The 16,053-nt window shown below is 69.8% G+C and carries 15 protein-coding genes; 7 read left to right on the top strand and 8 right to left on the bottom strand.

Features of this window, described 5'->3' with window-relative positions:
* Positions 1-636: 636 nt before the first annotated feature.
* The 3 genes from CKO28_RS23560 to CKO28_RS23550 all read left to right on the top strand — a co-directional run bounded on the left by CKO28_RS23560 (position 637) and on the right by CKO28_RS23550 (position 3,806).
* Entirely contained in the window at positions 637-1,410 is a 774-nt protein-coding gene (locus tag CKO28_RS23560) for a reverse transcriptase domain-containing protein (RefSeq protein ID WP_200343340.1), read from the top strand.
* 516 nt (positions 1,411-1,926) lie between these two features.
* Positions 1,927-3,168 (top strand): group II intron reverse transcriptase/maturase, encoded by a 1,242-nt coding sequence (ltrA, locus tag CKO28_RS23555; RefSeq protein WP_200343339.1) that lies wholly within the window; start codon positions 1,927-1,929, stop codon positions 3,166-3,168.
* Between the two features lie 86 nt (positions 3,169-3,254).
* Positions 3,255-3,806 (top strand): RNA-dependent RNA polymerase family protein, encoded by a 552-nt coding sequence (locus CKO28_RS23550; protein ID WP_200343338.1) that lies wholly within the window; start codon positions 3,255-3,257, stop codon positions 3,804-3,806.
* On the opposite strand, the gene CKO28_RS23545 is transcribed toward CKO28_RS23550, so the two are convergent.
* Complete coding sequence (locus CKO28_RS23545) at positions 3,775-4,518, bottom strand: hypothetical protein (protein WP_200343337.1); 744 nt, start codon at positions 4,516-4,518, stop codon at positions 3,775-3,777. The two genes, CKO28_RS23550 and CKO28_RS23545, sit on opposite strands and share 32 nt — an antisense overlap.
* Positions 4,519-4,617: 99 nt before the next feature.
* On the opposite strand from CKO28_RS23545, the gene CKO28_RS23540 reads away from it, so the two are divergent.
* A complete protein-coding gene (locus CKO28_RS23540) occupies positions 4,618-5,184 on the top strand; it encodes a DUF488 domain-containing protein (protein ID WP_200343336.1) in 567 nt (188 codons plus the stop codon).
* Between the two features lie 65 nt (positions 5,185-5,249).
* Here CKO28_RS23540 and CKO28_RS23535 read toward each other — a convergent pair whose 3' ends face one another.
* From CKO28_RS23535 to CKO28_RS23525, 3 genes are all read right to left on the bottom strand, one after another.
* Positions 5,250-5,717, bottom strand: coding sequence for a c-type cytochrome (locus CKO28_RS23535; protein ID WP_200343335.1), 468 nt, complete (start codon positions 5,715-5,717; stop codon positions 5,250-5,252).
* 211 nt (positions 5,718-5,928) lie between these two features.
* Positions 5,929-6,795, bottom strand: coding sequence for a hypothetical protein (locus CKO28_RS23530; RefSeq protein ID WP_200343334.1), 867 nt, complete (start codon positions 6,793-6,795; stop codon positions 5,929-5,931).
* Positions 6,796-6,997: 202 nt separating this feature from the next.
* Positions 6,998-7,513: a CarD family transcriptional regulator gene (locus CKO28_RS23525; RefSeq protein ID WP_200343333.1), complete on the bottom strand. Its 516-nt coding sequence runs from the start codon at positions 7,511-7,513 to the stop codon at positions 6,998-7,000.
* 384 nt (positions 7,514-7,897) lie between these two features.
* Between CKO28_RS23525 and CKO28_RS23520 the strand changes: the two genes are divergently transcribed.
* Positions 7,898-8,323: a hypothetical protein gene (locus CKO28_RS23520; protein ID WP_200343332.1), complete on the top strand. Its 426-nt coding sequence runs from the start codon at positions 7,898-7,900 to the stop codon at positions 8,321-8,323.
* 170 nt (positions 8,324-8,493) lie between these two features.
* Here the strand turns inward: CKO28_RS23520 and fdxA are convergent, their stop codons facing one another.
* On the bottom strand, positions 8,494-8,835 hold the full coding sequence (fdxA, locus tag CKO28_RS23515) for a ferredoxin FdxA (protein WP_200343331.1): 342 nt from the start codon (positions 8,833-8,835) through the stop codon (positions 8,494-8,496).
* 151 nt (positions 8,836-8,986) lie between these two features.
* Positions 8,987-9,445, bottom strand: a complete 459-nt coding sequence (locus CKO28_RS23510; protein ID WP_200343330.1) for a tellurite resistance TerB family protein — start codon at positions 9,443-9,445, stop codon at positions 8,987-8,989.
* A gap of 164 nt (positions 9,446-9,609) precedes the next feature.
* Here CKO28_RS23510 and CKO28_RS23505 point away from each other — a divergent pair, with 164 nt between their 5' ends.
* Entirely contained in the window at positions 9,610-10,302 is a 693-nt protein-coding gene (locus CKO28_RS23505) for a DUF938 domain-containing protein (RefSeq protein WP_200343329.1), read from the top strand.
* Positions 10,303-10,461: 159 nt separating this feature from the next.
* Here the strand turns inward: CKO28_RS23505 and CKO28_RS23500 are convergent, their stop codons facing one another.
* Complete coding sequence (locus tag CKO28_RS23500) at positions 10,462-11,178, bottom strand: DUF1223 domain-containing protein (protein WP_200343328.1); 717 nt, start codon at positions 11,176-11,178, stop codon at positions 10,462-10,464.
* Positions 11,179-11,401: 223 nt separating this feature from the next.
* A complete protein-coding gene (locus CKO28_RS23495; RefSeq protein WP_200343327.1) occupies positions 11,402-12,676 on the bottom strand; it encodes a phenylacetate--CoA ligase family protein in 1,275 nt (424 codons plus the stop codon).
* Between the two features lie 482 nt (positions 12,677-13,158).
* Between CKO28_RS23495 and acnA the strand changes: the two genes are divergently transcribed.
* Positions 13,159-15,921 carry an aconitate hydratase AcnA gene (gene acnA, locus CKO28_RS23490; protein WP_274611069.1) on the top strand — a complete coding sequence of 921 codons (2,763 nt, stop codon included), beginning with the start codon at positions 13,159-13,161 and terminating at the stop codon, positions 15,919-15,921.
* The last annotated feature ends 132 nt before the right edge of the window (positions 15,922-16,053 follow it).

Genomic DNA, 16,053 nt, shown 5'->3' with positions numbered 1-16,053 from the left:
TCTCCCTTGCCGTTGGTCAGGTTGTTCTACCCAACCGTAACGGAGACACCCGATGGCCGCCGCCGGCCGCCCGCGCTACGCGTTACTTGGCGCTCCGCGCGGGCGGCCGGCGGCTACTCTGACACCACTCGCTGGGAGTACGTCATGCCAAGCTAACGAGTGCCTGCTGGTGGAAGTCCAGTCCGGCTAAAGCTGTAGCGAGCAGGCCGGGACCGAGTCTTGCGGGCGTCGCGGTAACGCGGGGTCTGAAGTGTAGACAGGGGCCATGCAGGGTGCGGGATTGAGCCTCGAAAGGTGGAAGTTCGCGGAGGCCGAGCGGGTTCCCGTTGCCGCGAAGGCAGCACGTACGCCGTCGCTACGCGAGACGGCGATCGCTCCGCCGGGGTCGAAGGCCGGGTCATGCATGGAAAGCATTCGTTGGAACATGAGAGGCCCGACCGGGTCCGCCGGATTGGTCTCCGGCGGGGGAGGCGCGCAAGGCACGGCCGGAGTGCGCTTCCGAGCTGAGGTCGGGAGTCGGACTGGCTCATAGTACTGATGACGCGGTCGAAGGACACGAGACCGGCCGAGGGAAGGGGCCAGCCCAGAGGGATCCCAGGCGAGAAGACCAGGGTCCGGACGCAGCGCCGGGTTGCCTTGCCGCCGAACCTTGCCCGGGTGAACGCAGCGGCTCGACGAGCCGTCCATACCCGGTTCAGCGCCCTGCTGCACCATGTCGACCCGGCCGCCCTTGAGCGGGCGTTCCGGCGACAGCGGCGGCGGGCAAGTCCGGGAGTCGATGGGATAACGGTCGACCAGTACGAGCGGGATCTGGAGGCGAACCTCCAGGACTTGCACGCGCGGGTCCACGCCGGACGCTACCGGCCGCAGCCGGTGCGCCGGGTCCATATCCCGAAGCCCGATGGCGGTCAGCGACCGCTCGGCGTCCCGGCCCTGGAGGACAAGATTGTCCAGAGTGCGGTCGCCGAGGTGCTGAGTGCCGTCTACGAGGCCGACTTCCTCGGGTTCTCCTACGGTTTCCGACCGGGGCGGAACCCGCACATGGCTCTGGATGCGCTGCATACGGCGTTCATGAGCCAGCGCGTGACCTGGGTGCTCGATGCCGACATTCGCAGCTTCTTTGACTCGGTTGACCACGAGTGGCTGCTACGGATGTTGGCGCACAGGATCGCCGACCGCCGAGTGCTGCGCCTGATCCAGCAGTGGCTGCGGGCAGGGGTCCTTGAGAGCGATGTTTGGTACGAGACGGAGCAGGGGACGCCGCAGGGATCGGGCGTAAGCCCGGTCCTGGCCAACATCTTTCTGCACTACGCCCTCGATCTCTGGGTCCATCAGTGGCGTCGCCGTCACGCGACCGGTCGTGTCGTGATCGTGCGCTATGCCGACGACTGTGTGCCACGAACGCACTGACGAAAGGAGGTGCGATGCTGTGCAAGAGATGAGGGCAGGTCCCTCGAAGCCGGCGGTCAGGCGCAGGCTTCAAACCACCGCAAGCTGCTGCGGTAAAGAGCCGTGGTGGTGAGCGTTGCGGAAAAGGCGGGACGTGATCCCGTCAGGTAGGGCTCAGAGAGACGAGCGCGAGCGAACCGCTGATGACGTGTCGAAAGCGTAGGGACGATGTCAAAACCGGGGGGATGTCGTTACCCCGGGACGAGTCTGGGAGACGGCCTGATTTCTGCCCAGGCGGCATACGGCATGAAGGCGGCGTGACTCTGAGGCAGGCTCTTGCATGGAACGTGGGAACCTGTCGCCCCGATGCGAAGGGAGACGCTCAAGCGGGAGGCCCCCGTAAGAGCCCGAGTACCGACGCGGGGCACAGGGGCGGAGCGGCCCGTAGTAGGGAAGAAGGCGCTGTAATGGCGTCGGACCGAAGGGGTCGCATTGTTCAGCTCTACTCCAGGGGCAACCAGCGATGGGAGGACCCCCGTGGGTAGTGGCAAGCCGTTCGACATTCCGAAACGGGAGGTATGGGAAGCATACAAGCGGGTACGCGCTAACAAAGGTGCGGCTGGCGTGGACGGCCAGTCGATTGCGGACTTCGAGGCTGATCTCACGAACAACCTCTATAAGCTCTGGAACCGGCTGTCGTCCGGCAGCTACTTTCCGCCGCCGGTGCGGCGGGTCGAGATCCCGAAGGGCGACGGACGGACACGACCGCTGGGCATCCCAACGGTTTCCGATCGCATCGCCCAGATGGTGGTCAAGCGGCATCTGGAACCGCTCGTGGAGCCTCACTTCCACGCGGACTCCTATGCCTATCGGCCCGGCAAATCGGCCCTCGATGCTGTAGACGTGGCGCGTCGACGATGCTGGCGCCACGACTGGGTCCTGGATCTGGACATCGAAGCCTTTTTCGAGAGCATCGAGCCGGCTCTGCTGATGCGGGCAGTCCGCAAGCATACGGACTGCCCGTGGGCCTTGCTGTACATCCAGCGATGGCTGCAAGCGCCGGTGCAGGGCGTGGATGGTAGCCTGATCGTTAGGGAGAAAGGGACCCCGCAGGGCTCTGTTATCAGTCCCTTGCTGGCGAATCTCTATCTCCACTATGCGTTCGACCAGTGGATGCGCCGGACCTATCCGGATATCCCTTTCGAGCGATTTGCCGATGACGTCATTTGCCACTGTCGCAGTGAAGCCCAGGCCACGGCCCTGTGGGCCTCGCTTGATGGCCGGCTGGCTGCGTGCGGACTGACCCTTCACCCGGGCAAGACGAAGATCGTCTACTGCAAGGATGAAGACCGGCGCGGCGATCATCCCAACCAGGCGTTCGACTTCCTCGGCTACACCTTTCGACCGAGGCTGGCGCGACGGCGGGGCGGGCGGATCGGCGTGTCATTCAGTCCAGCGGCCAGCGCCAAGGCTCTCACCGAGATCCGCCGGACCATTCGCGGCTGGGGTCTGCACAACCGCAGTGACAAATCGTTGGACGATCTCGCGCGGATGTTCAATCCGTATATCCGCGGGTGGATCGCCTACTACGGTCGCTTCTACAAATCTGCGCTGTATCCCACCCTGCGTCACCTCGACGGGATTCTCGCGCGATGGGCGCATCGGAAGTTCAAGCCCCTCAGACGTCGCCGGCGACGCTCACGGCACTGGGTGGAGCGCATCTCGCGCCGTAACCCGCGCCTGTTCGCTCACTGGCCACTCCTGCAGGGTAACGGCTGAGCAATGGGAGCCGGATGAGGCGAGAGTCTCACGTCCGGTTCTGCGAGCGCGCGGGGGTGCGACTCCCCCGCGCGACTCACCTCGTGATGGGGGTCGAGCGCGAGGACGACGCGCAGCGGATGCGGGTCGCCCTGGGCGAGCGTCTGGCCAAGTTCGGCCTGACGCTCCACCCGGATAAGACGCGGTTGATCGAGTTCGGCCGGTTACCGGCCCTGGCTCGTCGCCGCGCCGGTTTGCGGCGTCCGGCGACCTTCGCGTTCCTTGGGTTCACCCACTACTGTGGCTGGACCCGGGACGGTCGGTTCATCGTAAAGCACAAGACGCAGAGCCAGCGTCTCAGCCGCAAGCTGACGGCGCTCCGGGCCACTGCGCGTCGGCTGATGCATGCGCCGCTGGCTACCCAGCACGCGTACTACGTGCGCGTGCTGCAGGGCCACTACGCATACTACGGCCGACCGCATAACTACCCGGCCCTTAACGCGTTCCGTCAGCAAGTCCGGCGTATCTGGTTCTGGTGCCTCCGGCGCCGCAGCCAGAAGAGCCGGCGCCTTGCGTGGGACGCGTTCGAGGCTCTGACGGCTCGCTTTCCTCTGCCTGTCCCTCGTATCACGCGTCCATGGACGCCGCGTCATGCTTGATGCGGGTTACCTCTGGGAGGAGCCGGGTGCGGGAAAGCCGCCCGCCCGGATCTGTGAGGGCGAAGCCGAATGGCCTAGCTACTCGACCGCGGGCGCTCACGATCAGCGAGGCCCGCATGGTATCGGCCAGCCCGTGCGGCGGCGCTTGCAACACGGATTTCAGCTTGTCGCGCACCGGCCGCAGCGTCTCGACCAGGTAGGTTGCCCGGCTCTCCGAATCCGCGGCCGGGGCCGCGGCGGCCAGCGCGGTTCCGACCGGCGCGTCCGAGAACACCGGACCGAAATCCTGCGGCAGTTCCAGCTTCTGGGCTTCGCGCGCGTAGGTGTCCGCTGTCGCGCCCGCGTCGGCTGCCGGCACCACGTGGAGATAGAGCGCCTGGTTCGCCGCCACCACGTCACCGACGATCGCGAGATCGCAGCCGGTTTGACCCAGCCGCGCCTTCACCGCTGCGCGCACCTCCGCGACGCGGTCGGTGTCGCTGCCGGCGTCCAGTTCCGCGAAGCGGCGCACGTCGGTCACGACCGCGATGCCGGGCTGTTTGCGCGGCGACCTGACGATGTGGCGGCGGTTCGTGTTGTTGGCGTCGTCGCCGTTCAGCCGCGCGACCAGCACGTTGAACCGCTGCCGGTCCCGCGCGACGATGTCGTGACGCTTGAGCCACCCGCGCACCGTCGGCCAGTTTCGCCAGACGCCGCCGCCGCCGGCGGCCATGGCGGCGACGATGAGCGGCCCGACCAGGTTCTCCAGCACGGCGGCGGCACCTCTTGGCAAGCGATTCGGCGAAGGCTGCTGCGAGGTAGACTAGCACCCATGCCCACCCTCTACACCCTCGGCCACTCCAACCACGACAGCGACACCTTCCTGGGCCTGCTGGCCCGGCACGGGGTCGACGTGCTGGTGGACGTGCGCACGGTGCCCTACTCGCGCCGGCATCCGCAGTTCCGCAAGCACGACCTGGAAGGCGCGTGCCGGGAGGCCGGGATCGACTATCGCTGGCGCGGGGAGCAGCTGGGCGGGATCAAGCGGGACAGCGTCTGCCGGACGTTCGACGAAGCCTCGGGACGGCCCGGGTTCGTCGAGGCGCTGGGCGAGCTGGCCACGCTCGCCCGGGCGCACGTGCCCGCGGTCATGTGCGCGGAGAAGGAGCCGATGGCCTGCCACCGCACGGCGCTGGTCTGCCGCCACCTGGCCGCCCGCCCGGACGCGCGCGATCTCGCGATCCGGCACATCCGGGCCGACGGGTCGCTGGAGGACCACCGCGCCTTCGAGCACCGGCTGGTCGCGGCGATGGGCGTCGACGCGGGCGACCTGTTCGCCGCCGACCCGGTGCAGGACGCCTACGACGCGCTGTCGGCGAAGATGACCGGCGCGCGATAGGCCGGCGTTTCCTGGCTGGGGCGGAAACCAGCGCCGCGGCCGGCGCAGGGCAGCCGGCGGTCGCGTTAACCGCCGCCGGCCTTCCGGGTGATGTCCTGTTGGCGGGCGAGCTTCTCCGACGGCCAGGTCGACTTGATATAGGCCAGCACCTGGCGGATCTCGGCGTCGCTCAGCCGGTCGCCGAAGCCCTGCATGTCGGAGCTGTAGCCGTCCGGCGCCAGCGCTTCGATGCCGTGCTTGACCATGGCGAACAGCTGGCCGTCGGGGTGGTGCCAGGTGTGGCCGTCGCCGTTCAGCGGCGGCGCCGGCAGCTTGCCGTCGGCGCGGCGTTGGCGCCAGGCCGCCTGGCCCGCGCCGTCGGCGCCGTGGCAGGCCGCGCAGTTCGCCCGATACAGCCGTTCGCCCGCGGCCGTGTCGGCGGCGCCCAGCAGGGCGCCCTCGTTCCCGCCGGGATCGCCCGCGAACCGGATGCCGCCCAGCGCCGCCGCGCCGACCAGCGCCAGCGCCCCAACCGCCCAGACCATTCGCCGCATCGACCACCTCCCAAAACCGGCACGTCCGTTCCGCGGACGTTGTCGCGATTCCAGCAGCGGGAAGGTCAAGCGGGATTTCGGGCGCGGACGGCCGGCCGCGTCTAGGGCAAAATCGATGAAGGTCGATTCGACCTTCATCGATTTTGCCCTAACTGCTTGAAGAGAGAGCAAGATTCAGCTGAAAGGTGGAATCAGCTTTCAGTATCTTGCTCTACCCGGCGATCGTGGCCAATACCCGTGCGTCCCGGTCCAGGCAGACCGCCTGCAGCGGGCCGCCGCGCCCGCAGCCGCGGTCCAGGCTCAGCTTGTGCGGTTCGTCGGTGGGCCGGCCGCCGTCCGGGTCGTAGCCGCGCACCACGCGGGCGTAGCCGCGGTAGGGCTGGGTCAGGCGCTTGAACCCCCCGCCGTGCCACCAGAACAGGTCGCCCTGCCGGTCCAGCGGCCGGTCGGGCGACAAACCGGCGTGCACGAACAGCGCGCTGCCCGTTCCGGTTTCCGCGGACCCGGCTTCGGTTCGCCCGGTTTCGGTGGGCCCGGTCTCGGCGGCGTTGCGCAGCCGGCCCAGCAGCTCGGCGTGGCCCGGGTGCTGCTGCATCGCGCGCCGCATCTGCCCGGTCCAGCGGGTCAGCGCGACCGTGCCCGCGCGCGCGGCGCGCAGGCCGGCGTCGACGTCGCCGCCATAGGCTTCGAGGGTGGCGCGCACGCCGCGCGGGGCCATCCAGTTGAGTGCGGCGACCGGGTCCGGCGTGAACTGCAGCTGCAGCAGCTGCTGCCACATCACTTCCTGGCTGCCGCGCAAATAAACCACGTGGCAGGCGAACGCCCCGGGCATGGCGATCACCGCGCGGCGGAAGTCGAGCAGCTCGTCCAGGGTGGCCAGGACGGCGGTGCCGTCGGGCTCCGAGCCGTCGAGGCCGCCGCCGATCATGTTCCCCAGGTAGACCACCCGGTCGCCCGGCTGCAGGTCCGGCCAGATCTGGTCGTGCACCCGGGCGAGGCGCTCGGCCTCGCCGTGCAGGGCGGGGATCGCCCAGATCCGCGCGGCACGTTCCAGACTGGCGATTCGCCGTTGGCTCATGGACCTGGCGTGGGTTCTGGCGGTGGACGGCGGCCCGACACGCCGGCGTGCGGGCGCGGTGTCGTGCGGGCGCGGTGTGGGGCCCAGGTGCGCTGGACCCAGAAACATCAACGGGCCCGCGCCGGCGTTGTAGCCCGCGCGGGCCCGTCACGAAAGGTCCCGTGAGCGGTGTTGGCGGCCGGTCGGTCCGACCGCGCGGCTGTTACGCCGCCTTCAGCACGCCCTCGAGCTTCTCCGCGGCGGCACGTTCGTCGATGTGCTCCATCGCCGCGAACTCGCGGGCCAGGCGCTCCAGCGCTGCCTGGTACATCTGCCGCTCGCTGTAGGACTGCTCGCCCTGGTCCTCGCCGCGGTGCAGATCGCGCACGACCTCCGCGATCGAGACCGGATCGCCGGAGTTGATCTTGGCCTCGTACTCCTGGGCGCGGCGGCTCCACATGGTCTTCTTGGCGCGCGCGCGGCCCTTCAGCGTGGTCAGGGCGTTCTCCATGACCTTCTTGGTGGACAGCTTGCGCAGCCCGGCGTTGTTGGCCTTCGAGACCGGCACGCGCAGGGTCATGCGGTCCTTGTCGAACTTGATGACGATCAGCTCCAGCTCGCTGCCCGAGATCTCGGTCGTTTCGAGCCCCATCACCTTGCCGACGCCGTGCGTCGGATAGACCACGTAGTCGCCCGTGTTGAAGGGGACGTCTTTCTTTTTCGCGTTGGCCGTCGCCATGTCCGATCCCATTCCTTAAGCGTGTTTGACTGCGCCCGTCAGTTCTTATCTGCGGCCCTAGATGCATCGCGGCGCGCACCCCCGGCGCCACCCAGTTTGCTCCAAGCACGCGCTTCTCCAAGCACGCGCCGGCCCGCCAGCCACGCCGGTGTCGCACCTGTGGTATGGCAACCCTCGACCCCGCCGGTTCCGGCCGGCGCCGACGGCGGCGCCCGGGTCGTTGGGAACACAACGGCGGGTCGCGGAACCGTCCGTGACGGCCGTGGGTGGTCTTCCGGTGCTAGGCGATGGCGCGTGCAGTCCTCTAGAGCAAGATGCTGAAAGGCGAAGCCACCTTTCAGCTGAATCTTGCTTTCTCTTCAAGCCGTTAGAGCAAAATTCACGATGAAGGTCGACCCGACCTTCATCGATTTTGCTCTCGGTGCGCCCGGCAGGCGCGGTCACGTCGGTCGGCGTGCGGGAAGCCAAGCCCCGGTTCGACGCGGTGGACCGGCGAAACGCGAAATGGCCACCTGGGCATCCGGCGCGTCGCACGGGCCGCATCCGGCCGATCCCGGCGCGCGCGGCGCCATTGGGATCCGGTTCGGACCGGCGGCGCGGGCCAAGGGCGGACAGCGTCCGCGCACCGCGTCCGAACGATCCATGTTTATACATTACCTTTTCGTGTCAGACAACTTCGGGCCGGTGGCGACGGCTGTTTTAAGCACGTTTCACGGCCGCGGGCGCGACCGCGCCAACGCCCGGCAACCTGGGGATTTTGTGGCACTGCAGCAAATCGACCGCCCGCGGCGCAGGTCACCCATGCGCTGAGCGGGACGCTGGACGGCTTGCGGCCGCGCGCGCCGGCGCGTTTCGGGCCCCGGTACATTCAGTTTGGGCGGCTTATCGCGCCTTCCGGTCGCGTCATCCGGCGGACCGGCCCGGGCGCGCGGCGGGAACAGGGCCGCCGCCCGGACCTCGGCCGTTACCATGGCCAGGACCTATTGGTCGCCCGTGCCGGGCTTGTCGGAGAAGTACTCGTCGTACTTGCCTTCCACACCGTTCCAGTCGTCGGCGTCGGCCGGGGCGTCCTTCTTGCGGGTGATGTTCGGCCACAGCTCGGCGTACTTGGTGTTGATCTCGATCCACTGCTCGGCTTCCGGATCGGTGTCCGGGATGATCGCCTCGGGCGGGCACTCCGGCTCGCAGACGCCGCAGTCGATGCACTCGTCCGGGTGGATGACGAGCATGTTCTCGCCCTCGTAGAAGCAGTCGACCGGGCACACCTCGACGCAGTCGGTGTACTTGCACTTGATGCAGTCTTCGGTGACGACGTAGGTCATCGCGCCTTCCTCTTCGTAGCCCGGCCGACGCCCGCGGATCGGGCGGGCGGCCGGTTCTGACTTGCTGGTCCGGTCCCGCCCGGCCGGGCGCGGCCGCGCGGGCGGCGCGCCGCCGTGGGCGGGCGGGGCGGCGTCGGCTCAGCTCCGCTGGTTACGCCTCGTAGCCGAGCTGGCGCAGCGCACGCTTGCGCGCCTCGCCGCTTTCCCGGTCGGTGATATGCAGCAGTCCGGTGACCCGGCGCATCAGGTTCGCCTCGTGGTCGTGCAATTCGCCGTCGGCGTAGGCGACTTCCCAGAGCATCTGCATGAACTCGATGCGGTCCTCGTATTCGAACGCGTCCTTCACCGTGCGGGTGAGGGTGTAGAATTCCACCGACTCCTGCGCCTGCGTCTGCGCCTGCTGGAGCAGCTGTTCGGCCGCCTCCGGCGCCAACTCGAAGCGGCGCTGCAGCAGCGTGGCGATCGCGGCGCGCTCGTCCGCGTCGAATTTGTTGTCCATGCGCGCGGCCTCGATCAGCAGGACCGCCACCGCGATCTGCAGCTGGTCGAAACCGCCGGTGTCCGCCGCGACGGGCTGGTCGCGCAAAATGGCCTTGATCCGGTCGAGCATGTAAGCTCCGTATCACGCGGTTATTCGCCCGGGCAACCCTAGGCGGATTGCGGGTTTGCGCGGCATTGCGCCGCTGCCCGCGCCCCGGTAGATCGCGCCTTCAGGCGCCGAAGTCTACCCCCTCGCCGCAGCCTTCCAATCCAACTTTGGACGCAACCGCCCGCATGACCGACCCGCGCTACCACGATGCCCTCGGCCCCGCCGGGGCCAGCGACGGCGACACCGCAAGCGGCGCCCCGAGCGATGGCCCGAGTGGCGCAGACGGCCGCCTCCACGCCCCGGCGACGCAGCGCAACCGCGGCCCGATCCTGGAGGTGCTGATGCGCCTGCTGCCGGCCGACGGCACGGTGCTGGAGATCGCCAGCGGCACCGGCGAACACGCCGCCTGGTTCGCCCAGCACCTGCGCCCGCTGGTCTGGCAGCCGTCCGACGCCGACCCGGAGATGCGCGCCTCGATCGACGCGCACGCCCGCGCCCAGGGCGTGCGCACGATCCAGCCGGCGATCGAACTGGACGTTCAGCGCACGCCCTGGCCGGTGCACCGCGCCGATGCGATCGTCTGCATCAACCTGATCCACATCGCGCCATGGGCCGCGGCGCAAGGCCTGTTCGCGGGCGCCGAGGGCCTGTTGGGCGCGGGCGCGCCGCTGCTGCTGTACGGTCCGTTCAAGCGCGCCGGCCGGCACACCGCCGACAGCAACGCGCGGTTCGACGCCAGCCTGCGCGCGAGCGACCCCAGTTGGGGCGTGCGCGACCTGGACGACGTCGACGGGCTCGCCGCCAGTCACGGTTTCCAGCCGCAGGACGTGGTCGAGATGCCGGCCAACAACCTCCTGGTCGCCTACGTGAAGGGGTAAGGGGGCGGTTGGCGTGTCCGGGACGCCGGCCGGGGGACTCCGGTCAGGCGAGGAACGGCCGTCCCGGCGGGTCCCTCTCCCTTGAGGGGAGAGCTGATGAGGGGAGAGCTGAGCGAAAAGGCAACAGCTGGGCGGGGGCGGCGGGCTTTGCGCCCGCCCTCACGAGCCCTCGAACGTCATCATCGCCGCGCCCAGGATCTCCCCGGTGCCTTCGCGCTGCACCAGCAGGGCGCAGCCGCTGCGCCCGGCCGCCCGGGCCTCGGCGACGTCGAGCGGGATCTCCCGCCGGGCGCCGGTGTAGGCGCCCAGGTCGCGCCAGCTGCGCACCACGTTGTGGTTGACCAGCCGGTCGCCGGCGTTCTCGCCGTCGCCGACCTGGGTGGCGTGCCGGGCGTCGAAGGTGACCAGCCAGACGCGCGCGCCCGCCGCGACCTCCGCCGCCGGGATCACCGCGGTGCCGCCGTCCAGGCGCGGACGCACGATAGGCGGCCGGCCGCGGGCCCGGTCGATCCGGTCCAGCACCGCCGACCGGCGGGAGCCGATCACCTGCAGCCGCCCGTCGACGACGATCTGCGGGGTGTAGACGTAGTCCAGCTCGAGCTGGCGCTTGTAGGCCTGCTGCCGGCCGGTGTGCCGGGCTTTGCCGTAGGGATCTTCCCAGCCGATGTAGTCCCAGTAGTCGACGTGCAGCGACAGCGCGATCACCCCCGGCCGGTCCTTGATCTCGCCCAGCAGCCGGTCGGCCGGCGGGCAGGAGCTGCAGCCCTGGCTGGTGAACAGTTCGACCACCACGGGTCGGGCGTCGTCGGCCTGGGCGGCGCGGGCGAGCGGCAGCAGCAGAACGGCGAGGGCGAACAGCAGAACGTGACGGGTCATGTCGGTCACGGTAATCCGGGCCGCCGGCGCACGCCACTCAACGCCGTTCACCGTTGGGTGAGCGGGCGCGGCGCACACGGGCGCGAACCGCTTCCTCCCTCTCCTCCACCTGGGAGGAGGGTCGGGGAGAGGAGGTTGCCCGCGGCATCCGCGCTCGTGGTCCCTCCTCCCCTAGCTCCTCCCCTGTGGAGGAGGGGGATTCAGAGGTCCGTTTCGTGGAGCCCTACCCCGCCGTGCTTTCGCGCTGATCGTCGATCACGATGCCGTCGCCCGGCAGGTCGCCGGGTTCGACGAAGGCGACGGCGCCCTTCAACTGGGTCGCCTCGCGCAGGCTGTCGGCGATGCCCGCCGCCAGGCTCTGGTCGCCGCCGGCGACCTCGCAGACCAGGGTCAGGACGTCCTGCTCGTTTTCCCGGGTGATCTGGGCGCGCGCCTTCCGGATTTCCGGATGCCGGCCGGTGACGCGCGCGATCTGCTGGGGATGGACGAACAGGCCCTTCACCTTGGCGGTCTGGTCGGCCCGGCCCAGCCAGCCCTTGATCCGCATGTTGGTGCGCCCGCACGGGCTGGGGTCGGGGATCACCGCGGACATATCGCCGGTGGCGAAGCGGATCAGCGGGTAGTCTGGGTTGAACACCGTGACCACGATCTCGCCGACCTCGCCGTCCGGCACCGGATCGCCGGTGCCCGGGCGCACGATCTCCACGACGACGCCTTCGTCGACCACCATCCCGGGGGTGGGCCCGCCGTCCGGGCCGGTGGTCTCGTAGGCGACCAGGCCGAGGTCGGCGGTGGCGTAGCACTGCCGCACCGTCACCCCGCGGTCGCCATACTCCTGGCGCAGCGAGGGGAACAGCGGCCCGCCGGAGACCATCGCGCGGTCGATCGAGGAGGCGTCGAGGCCGAGCTCGTCCGCCTTGTCGAGCAGCACCTTGAGGTAGTCCGGCGTGCCGGTGAAGGCGGCCGGGCGCAGGGTATGGATCGCGGCGGCCTGCTGCTCGCTGTTGCCGGTGCCCGCCGGGATCACCGGGCAGCCGAGCGCGCGCGCCCCGGCATCGAAGATCCAGCCGCCGGGGGTGAGGTGATAGGCGAAGCTGTTGTGCACGACCGTGCCGCAGTGGAAGCCGGCGGCGTGCAATCCGCGCGCCATCCGCCAGTGGTCCGGGCGGATCCCCTGGGGCTCGTAGACCGGGCCGGGGGAGGCGAACAGCCGGGCCATCGCCTCGACGTCGCTGGCGTTGAAGCCGCCCAGCGGGGCGTCCGGGTCCTGCCGGTCCATGACGTCCTGCTTGCGGGTCACCGGCAGCTTCGCCAGCGCCGCCCGGTCGGTCACGCTGCGCGGGTCGACGTCCGCCAGCAAGTCGGCGTAGGCGCGCGCGTTCTGCTGGGCGTGGGCGATCTGCCTGGGCAGCGCCTCGGCGAGGTCGCGCGCCCGGGTCGCGGCGTCGCGGGTCTCCAGGTCGTCGTAGTACGGGCGGTCGCTCGCGGGGGCGGACATGGGGCGCGGCCTCTTCGCTGCGGGGTCCGGACGGTGCGGAGCGCCAGCGTGCCGCACGCGCACCGGGCGCGTCCATCGCCCCGGCGTCGCGGCCCGGCCTCGCGGCCCGCTCGATCGCCCCAGGGGCCGGGCGATCTTCGCCCCCAGGGTATGCGTTCGTGACGGGCCGGAACCGGGCCGGCAGGGGTGTCCACGCTGGACAGGTGGGCGCATATGGCTAAGGTGGGGCGCAACGCGGGCCACTTGCCGCCAACGGCAGGTGCCGGCCACCCCTTATCAGCTCGGTGCGCGCGCGTCGCTTGATGCCGGGCGGCCAGCCCGCCCTGCACCAGGGGCCGCACCACAGGGCCGCACGACCGGGCCGCGGGCCGCCGGCCCAGGCGCACGCGGGACCGCGGACCCCGCGCACCGCACGCCCCAAGCGCACCGCGCACGACGACACGAGAACGCACCGCGCGCGACGACACGAGAAGGACGAGACCTTGGCTGTACAGGATAGCCTCAAAACCCGCCGCACCCTGACCGTGGACGGCCAGGAGTACGATTACTTCTCCATCCCCGAGGCCGAGGCGAACGGTCTGGGCGACGTCTCGCGCCTGCCGTTCTCGCTCAAGGTGCTGCTGGAGAACCTGCTGCGCTACGAGGACGGCGGCACGGTGGTCGCCGACGACGCCAAGGCGATGAGCCAATGGGTGACCGACCGCAAGTCCGACCGGGAGATCGCCTATCGCCCGGCGCGCGTGCTGATGCAGGACTTCACCGGCGTGCCCGCGGTGGTCGACCTGGCGGCGATGCGCGACGCGGTGGCCGGTCTGGGCGGCAATCCCGATCAGATCAACCCGCTGTCCCCGGTCGACCTGGTGATCGACCACTCGGTGATGGTGGATTCCTACGGCAACCCGACGTCGTTCAAGCGGAACGTCGAGCGCGAGTTCGAGCGCAACCGCGAGCGCTACGAGTTCCTGCGCTGGGGCCAGCAGGCGTTCGACAACTTCCGCGTCGTGCCGCCGGGAACCGGCATCTGCCACCAGGTCAACCTGGAATACCTGGGCCAGTCGGTCTGGGTGAAGGACGACGGCGCGGGCCGCAACGTCGCGATGCCGGACACGCTGGTCGGCACCGACAGCCACACCACCATGATCAACGGCCTGGGCGTGCTCGGCTGGGGGGTCGGCGGCATCGAGGCGGAGGCCGCGATGCTGGGCCAGCCGGTGTCGATGGTGATCCCGCAGGTGGTCGGCTTCAAGCTGACCGGCGAGCTGAACGAGGGGGCGACCGCGACCGATCTGGTGCTGACGGTGACCCAGATGCTGCGCCAGCACGGCGTGGTCGGCAAGTTCGTCGAGTTCTACGGTCCCGGCCTGTCCGCGCTGACGCTGGCCGACCGGGCGACCATCGGCAACATGGCGCCGGAGTACGGCGCGACCTGCGGCTTCTTCCCGGTGGACGCGGAGACGGTGCGCTACCTGGAGTTCACCGGGCGCGACCCGCACCGGATCAAGCTGGTCGAGGAATACTGCAAGGCGCAGGGTCTGTGGCGCGAGGACGACACCCCGGACCCGGTGTTCTCGGAAGTCCTGGAGCTCGACCTGTCCGAGGTCGAACCGTCGATCGCCGGGCCGAAGCGCCCGCAGGACCGGGTGGCGGTCAAGGCCGCCGCCGGCGAGTTCCGCAGCCACCTGCAGCGCGAGCTCGGCCTGGATCCGGACGGCCCGGCCGCCGACATGGCCGAGGAGGGTCCGGCCGCGATCGGCGACAGCGCCAAGCAGGCGTTCGACGACTCCGGCATTCAGGTCGAGGGCGAGAACTACCGCCTGAACCACGGCGACGTGGTGATCGCCGCGATCACCTCCTGCACCAACACCTCCAACCCGAGCGTGATGCTGGGCGCCGGCATGCTGGCGCGCAACGCCCTGGAGCGCGGGCTGGAGGTCAAGCCGTGGGTCAAGACCTCGCTCGCGCCCGGCTCGCAGGTCGTGACCGACTATCTGGAGGCCGCCGGGCTGCAGGACGACCTCGACGCGCTCGGCTTCAACCTGGTCGGCTACGGATGCACCACCTGCATCGGCAACTCCGGCCCGCTCGCCGACAACATCGCGGGCGCGGTCGAGAAGGGCGACCTGATGGTCTGCTCGGTGCTGTCCGGCAACCGCAACTTCGAGGGCCGGATCAACCCGCACTGCAAGGCGAACTACCTGGCCTCGCCGCCGCTGGTGGTGGCCTACGCGCTCGCCGGCAATATGCGCGTCGACCTGCTGAACGATCCCCTGGGCGAGGACCGCAAGGGCCAGCCGGTCTACATGAAGGACATCTGGCCGTCGGCCGGCGACATCCAGTCGATGCTGCAGGCCTCGCTGACCTCGGACATGTTCAAGGACCGCTACGCCAACGTCTTCCAGGGCCCGCCGGAGTGGCAGGGCATCCAGGTCGGCGAGGGCCAGACCTACCAGTGGCAGGACGACAGCACCTACGTCCGCCGGCCCCCGTTCTTCGAGGACATGGGCGGCGAGCCGGCCGGCCTGGAGGATGTTCACGGCGCCCACACGCTGGCGATCCTGGGCGATTCGGTGACCACCGACCACATCTCCCCCGCCGGCGCGATCAAGAAGGACAGCCCGGCCGGGCGCTATCTGATGGACCGGGGCGTGGAGCCGCGCGACTTCAACTCCTACGGCTCCCGCCGCGGCAACCACGAGGTGATGATGCGCGGCACCTTCGCCAACATCCGCATCCGCAACGAGATGGTGCCGGGCGTCGAGGGCGGCGTGACCAAGCACGTGCCCTCCGGGCAGCAGATGGCGATCTACGACGCGGCGATGCAATACCAGGAGGAGGGCACCCCGCTGGTCGTCGTTGCCGGCAAGGAGTACGGCACCGGCTCCTCGCGCGACTGGGCGGCCAAGGGCACGCGCCTGCTGGGCGTCAAGGCGGTGATCGCGGAGAGCTACGAGCGCATCCACCGCTCCAACCTGGTCGGCATGGGCGTGCTGCCGCTGCAGTTCCCCGACGGCACCAGCCGCAAGACCCTGGGGCTGACCGGCGCCGAGCGCTGGGACCTGACCGGGGTCAAGGACGGCGTCACCCCGCGGATGACCGTGCAGGCGACCCTGCACCGCCCGGACGGCAGCCAGGAGGCGGTCAACCTCTTGTGCCGGATCGATACGGCGGACGAAGTCGAATACTACCGCCACGGCGGCATCCTGCACTACGTCCTGCGCCAGATCGCCGGCCGGGCGAGCGCGTAGCGGAGCGCGGGGCCAGTTCTCTGGCCGCGTGGTCGCAGACCATCGCGGTGGGTCCCTCTCCCTTGAGGGGAGAGGACAGGTGAGGGTGGGACTCCTGGGCGCACGGCGGGGAGTCCCACCCTCACCTGTCCT

It is taken from the genome of Rhodovibrio sodomensis (genome assembly GCF_016583645.1).
GTDB classification, from domain to species: Bacteria; Pseudomonadota; Alphaproteobacteria; order Kiloniellales; family Rhodovibrionaceae; genus Rhodovibrio; species Rhodovibrio sodomensis.
This window is presented reverse-complemented; position numbering and strand designations above follow the sequence as displayed.

Excerpts from the sequence above, each read along its gene's own strand:
- CKO28_RS23550 (WP_200343338.1), top strand. The coding sequence starts at position 3,255 with ATGGGGGTCGAGCGCGAGGACGACGCGCAGCGGATGCGGGTCGCCCTG.
- CKO28_RS23545 (WP_200343337.1), bottom strand. The coding sequence starts at position 4,518 with ATGGCCGCCGGCGGCGGCGGCGTCTGGCGAAACTGGCCGACGGTGCGC.
- CKO28_RS23540 (WP_200343336.1), top strand. The coding sequence starts at position 4,618 with ATGCCCACCCTCTACACCCTCGGCCACTCCAACCACGACAGCGACACC.
- CKO28_RS23535 (WP_200343335.1), bottom strand. The coding sequence starts at position 5,717 with ATGCGGCGAATGGTCTGGGCGGTTGGGGCGCTGGCGCTGGTCGGCGCG.
- CKO28_RS23530 (WP_200343334.1), bottom strand. The coding sequence starts at position 6,795 with ATGAGCCAACGGCGAATCGCCAGTCTGGAACGTGCCGCGCGGATCTGG.
- CKO28_RS23525 (WP_200343333.1), bottom strand. The coding sequence starts at position 7,513 with ATGGCGACGGCCAACGCGAAAAAGAAAGACGTCCCCTTCAACACGGGC.
- CKO28_RS23520 (WP_200343332.1), top strand. The coding sequence starts at position 7,898 with ATGAAGGTCGACCCGACCTTCATCGATTTTGCTCTCGGTGCGCCCGGC.
- fdxA (WP_200343331.1), bottom strand. The coding sequence starts at position 8,835 with ATGACCTACGTCGTCACCGAAGACTGCATCAAGTGCAAGTACACCGAC.
- CKO28_RS23510 (WP_200343330.1), bottom strand. The coding sequence starts at position 9,445 with ATGCTCGACCGGATCAAGGCCATTTTGCGCGACCAGCCCGTCGCGGCG.
- CKO28_RS23505 (WP_200343329.1), top strand. The coding sequence starts at position 9,610 with ATGACCGACCCGCGCTACCACGATGCCCTCGGCCCCGCCGGGGCCAGC.
- CKO28_RS23500 (WP_200343328.1), bottom strand. The coding sequence starts at position 11,178 with ATGACCCGTCACGTTCTGCTGTTCGCCCTCGCCGTTCTGCTGCTGCCG.
- CKO28_RS23495 (WP_200343327.1), bottom strand. The coding sequence starts at position 12,676 with ATGTCCGCCCCCGCGAGCGACCGCCCGTACTACGACGACCTGGAGACC.